The sequence below is a fragment of the Sphingomonas sp. 66-10 genome (assembly GCF_001897045.1).
Taxonomy (GTDB): Bacteria; Pseudomonadota; Alphaproteobacteria; order Sphingomonadales; family Sphingomonadaceae; genus Sphingomonas; species Sphingomonas lycopersici.
The window spans coordinates 101,995-105,951 of record NZ_MKRR01000106.1 but is presented as its reverse complement, the minus strand read 5'-3'; the positions used below and the strand labels follow the sequence as shown (position 1 = coordinate 105,951).

The window sequence follows — 3,957 nt, the reverse complement described above, 5'->3', positions numbered from 1 at the left end:
TCGCCGGGCCGTCGAGGATCAGCTGCAGCTCGAGCGTCTCGTACATCGCCTGATGCTTGGCGGCGTAGAGAAACTGCCCGCGCGGCACCGCCCCCTCCACCCGGCTCTCGATCCCCAGGATCGTGCGCATCGCCCAGCGGTGGACCCTCGCCCAGAAATGCGCATAGCCGATCATCGCGCGCTGCCCGGCGAGCGCGACGAGCGGCACGAGCAGCACGATCGGCACCGATACCGCGTAGAAGAAGGTACGAAACGCGATCGTCCGCAGCCAGTCGCTCATTTGCCGACGCCCAGCCACAATACGATGCGGCGTAGAATCAACTTATTGTATTCGTTCACTAATTGCCTCAGTCGTGGTTCGGTCGAGACGCCGTCGCGGACGATGACCGCATCGTCGTCGAGCGCGGCATGCAATTCCATCCGCGCGCGCGCCATATGCCAGTCGGAGGTGACGAGCCGCACCGAACGATAGTGATGCTGCCGCACCCAGCCGGCGGTCTCCTCGGCGTTGGAACGCGTATCGACCGCCTGCCGCCCGAGATCGACGCAGCAGTCGATCGCCGCGGCATGACCGAAGACGTCGGCGAGATCGCTCTTGCTCACCCCCGGCGCCACTCCGGTGACCAGCATCCGCGTCGCGCGCTTTTCCTCGATCAGCGCCAGCCCGCGCGCGATCCGCCCCGCCCCGCCGGTCGGCACGACGATCGCATCGGTCCGCGCGACATCCGAGGGCTGGGCGAGCAGCAGCGTGAAGGCTGCGAAGCCCAGCCCCCATGCCACCGCGATCAATCCGATCAGCCGGCTGATCATAAGATGCGCCCCAGCGCACGCGTCACCGCGATCCGCGCGGCGAGCATCGCCAGCAAAGCGAAGACGAGCGGCAACAGCGCGAGCATCAGCCACGCCCCCGCCCCCAGCCCGGCGCCGCCGAGCAATTCCGACCCGAGCCCCGACGCGCGCGCGCCGATCAGCGCCACCGTCGCCAGCGCCGCCGCGCCGCCCGCCACGCCGCCGACCAGCGCATCGCGCGCGATGCGGCGCTGGAACAGCCGCGCGATCTGCACGTCGGTCGCGCCGAGCATATGCATCACCTCGATCGTTGCGCGATGCGCGTCGAGCCCGGCGCGCGCCGCGACGACCACCACCGTCGCGGTCGCGGTTGCCATCAGCGCGACCAGCCCCAGGCCCAGCCAGGTCGCGAACGACAGCATCCCGGCGACGGAGGCCATCCAGCTGGCATGCGCGTCGATCCGCGCCGCCGGCGCCACCCCGCGCACCGCCGCGGTCACCCGGGCGAGCGTCGCGGGCGCGGTGTCGGCGAGATCGACGTCGATCATCGCGGGCAGCGGCAGATCGGCGTCATTGGCCTCCGCCCCCAACCACGGCCGCAGCAGGTCGGCGAGCGCGGCGCGGCTCACCGGGGCGACCCGCGTCACCCCCGGCGTCGCGCGCAGCCGCGCCGCGAGCCGCGCCGCCAGCGCCGCGCGCGCATCGGGCGCGCCGCTGGTCAGCTGGACGGTCAGCCGCCCTGCGATCGCGCGCTCGAGCGCCCCCGCCGCATTGCGCGTCGCCAGCCCCATCGCCGCGGAGAGCACCGTCAGAAACAGCATGATCGCGATCACATAGCTCATCGCGCGTCCGTCGCGCGCATTGTCGAGCAACCGGGCGGTCGACGCTGCCATCGTCAATCGCGCCGCGCGGGGGGATTGCGCAGCAGCCCGGTCGGATCCTGCAGCCGCCCGCGATCGAGCCGCATCATCTGCGCCTCGCTCACGCGATTGAGCAGGTGCAGATCGTGGGTCGCGACGAGCACCGTCGTCCCCAGCCGGTTGAGCGAGTCGAACAACAATAACAGCCGCTCGGCCATCTCGGGATCGACGTTGCCGGTCGGCTCGTCGGCCACGAGGATCTCGGGCCGTCCGATCACCGCGCGCGCGATCGCGACGCGCTGCTGCTCGCCGCCCGACAGCGTCGCGGGACGCGCGCCGCCGCGGTCGCCCAGCCCGACCCAGGCGAGCATCTCGCTGACCGGGCCGGCGACGTCCGCCTCGGGCACCCCGGCGACGCGCAGCGGCAAGGCGATATTGTCGGCGATCGAGAGATGCGGGATCAGCCGGAAATCCTGGAACACCACCCCGATGCGGCGGCGGAATCCGGGGAGGCGGCTGCGCGGCATCGTCACCGCATCCTCGCCGAACAACCGGATGATCCCGCGGCTCGGGCGCTGCGCGAGATAGAGCAGGCGGAGCAGCGAGGTCTTGCCCGCCCCGCTCGCCCCGGTGAGGAAGTAGAAAGCGCCGCTCGCCAGCGTGAAGCTGATGTCGGACAGCGTCTCCTGGCCGGTGCCGTAGCGCAGCCCCACATTTTCGAACTGCACGATATTCGCCATTGCCGGCGCCGTTCCGCCCTACCCCATCATCGGCTTCGCCATCGCACGACGCAGGGCATCGCTTCAAGGCCGCGTTACCGACACTCATCGCTTGCCAGCGACGCGCTGAGCGTGTTTAGATTCACGGATTCAAGCCCAGCGCAAGCGGTTGTCGCGACATGATCCTCGAATGCCCCGAATGCCGCACCCGCTATCTGGTCCCCGACAGCGCAATCGGGCTGACCGGACGCGTCGTGCGTTGCGCCAATTGCCGTCACAGCTGGTTCCAGGAGCCGAGCGCGCAGGCGATCGAGGAGGCGCAGGCCCCCGCGCCGGCGCCCGTTATCTCGCCCGCGGCTTCGGCGGCCGAGGCCGCGCCGCCTGCCCCCCCCGCCCCGCCTGCGCCGCTCGCCGGTATTCCCCAGCCGGCGGAGGTCGCCCCGCCGCCGTCCCCGGTGGCCGCGCCCGATTACGACGCCTTCGCGCACCGCCCGCCGTTCCGCCCGCGCCGCGATCAATCGCGCCGCTGGACGATCGCGGCGGTTGCCGCCGGGGTGCTGATGCTCGTCGCGGTGGCGGCGATCATCTGGATGAGCGCGCCGGGGCTCGCGCAGCAGCTCGGGCTGTCGTTCGGCCCCGGCGAATCGCCGCTGCGGCTGGTCGACAATCCGATCGAGCGGCGCGAGATGGCCAATGGCAGCGAGTTGTTCGCGATTTCGGGCAAAGTGCTCAACCCGTCCGACACCCGCCAGCGCGTCCCCGACATCCGCGCCGACCTGCGCGATGCCAAGGGCCGGATCGTGTTCAGCTGGACGATCACCCCGCAGCAGCGTTCGCTCGGCCCCAAGGGATCGATCGATTTCAATTCGGCCAAGCTGGACGTGCCGGCCAATTCGAAGCGGCTCGAGCTGAGCTTCGTCGGCGAGAACGCGAAATAGGTGATTCCGCTGTTGGGCAAATGCAGCTTCGCCGCATTTACGGCGCCGGCCCGCTCCCCCACCCGTCCTCCCACGAGCATATCCTGATCGGACGTCGGGTGGAGAAGCGGGCCGGCGCCGCGCGACTGACCCAAAGCGTCATTTCTAAACAAACCAAGATCAAATCTTTCGCTGGGGCATTGCCAGCCCCGTAGGGCTTTGCTAGGGGCGCCGTCCTGCCAGTCGCCGGGCCCGCCCGGTAGACATCACGTGCGGTCGTGGCGGAACTGGTAGACGCGCAACGTTGAGGTCGTTGTGTCCGAAAGGACGTGGAAGTTCGAGTCTTCTCGACCGCACCAATATCCCGCCTGACCGGCCGGGATCGCCCCGCAAGGGGCCTTTCATAAACTTCGCAGAATCGGCGCCTTTCCGGGATCGGGAAGGCGCCGGCGCGACTCGCGCGCGCCAAGCGAAATGTTAACCATTTTCGTCGCAAAGTCCGGCAGCGAACAAGACAACCGTTTACCGCAAATCTTATTAAATTGTCGCAATCCGGGACAGTTTTGGCTATGTCCGGCGGCAACAGGTGGGATCAACGGGGTGGTCCGTCGTGATAAAAGATATGCCGATCCCGATGGGGGAGGGGCGTAGATCCGGGTGTTCGGCGTATGA

General features: G+C 69.1%; 4 protein-coding genes, 1 tRNA gene and 1 pseudogene. 2 read left to right on the top strand and 4 right to left on the bottom strand.

Annotation, left to right across the window (positions count from 1 at the left end; all coding sequences use genetic code 11):
• The 4 genes and pseudogenes from BGN95_RS10225 to ftsE form a co-directional block, all read right to left on the bottom strand.
• A pseudogene (locus BGN95_RS10225) lies at positions 1-280 on the bottom strand (1-acyl-sn-glycerol-3-phosphate acyltransferase); the annotation flags it as partial.
• Entirely contained in the window at positions 277-810 is a 534-nt protein-coding gene (locus BGN95_RS10220) for a YdcF family protein (protein WP_179512928.1), read from the bottom strand. The gene BGN95_RS10220 and the pseudogene BGN95_RS10225, both read right to left, overlap by 4 nt.
• The gene (locus BGN95_RS10215) at positions 807-1,682 is read right to left on the bottom strand and encodes a cell division protein FtsX (protein WP_265271157.1); all 876 of its coding nucleotides are present in this window, start codon (positions 1,680-1,682) and stop codon (positions 807-809) included. Before BGN95_RS10215 ends, BGN95_RS10220 begins: the two co-directional genes overlap by 4 nt.
• A gap of 2 nt (positions 1,683-1,684) precedes the next feature.
• A complete protein-coding gene (gene ftsE / locus BGN95_RS10210) occupies positions 1,685-2,389 on the bottom strand; it encodes a cell division ATP-binding protein FtsE (RefSeq protein ID WP_265271155.1) in 705 nt (234 codons plus the stop codon).
• Positions 2,390-2,547: 158 nt separating this feature from the next.
• On the opposite strand from ftsE, the gene BGN95_RS10205 reads away from it, so the two are divergent.
• Together BGN95_RS10205 and BGN95_RS10200 are read left to right on the top strand one after the other, a co-directional pair.
• Positions 2,548-3,306 carry an MJ0042-type zinc finger domain-containing protein gene (locus BGN95_RS10205; protein WP_179512931.1) on the top strand — a complete coding sequence of 253 codons (759 nt, stop codon included), beginning with the start codon at positions 2,548-2,550 and terminating at the stop codon, positions 3,304-3,306.
• Between the two features lie 251 nt (positions 3,307-3,557).
• Positions 3,558-3,644: transfer RNA gene (locus tag BGN95_RS10200), tRNA-Leu, on the top strand.
• Positions 3,645-3,957: the final 313 nt, after the last annotated feature.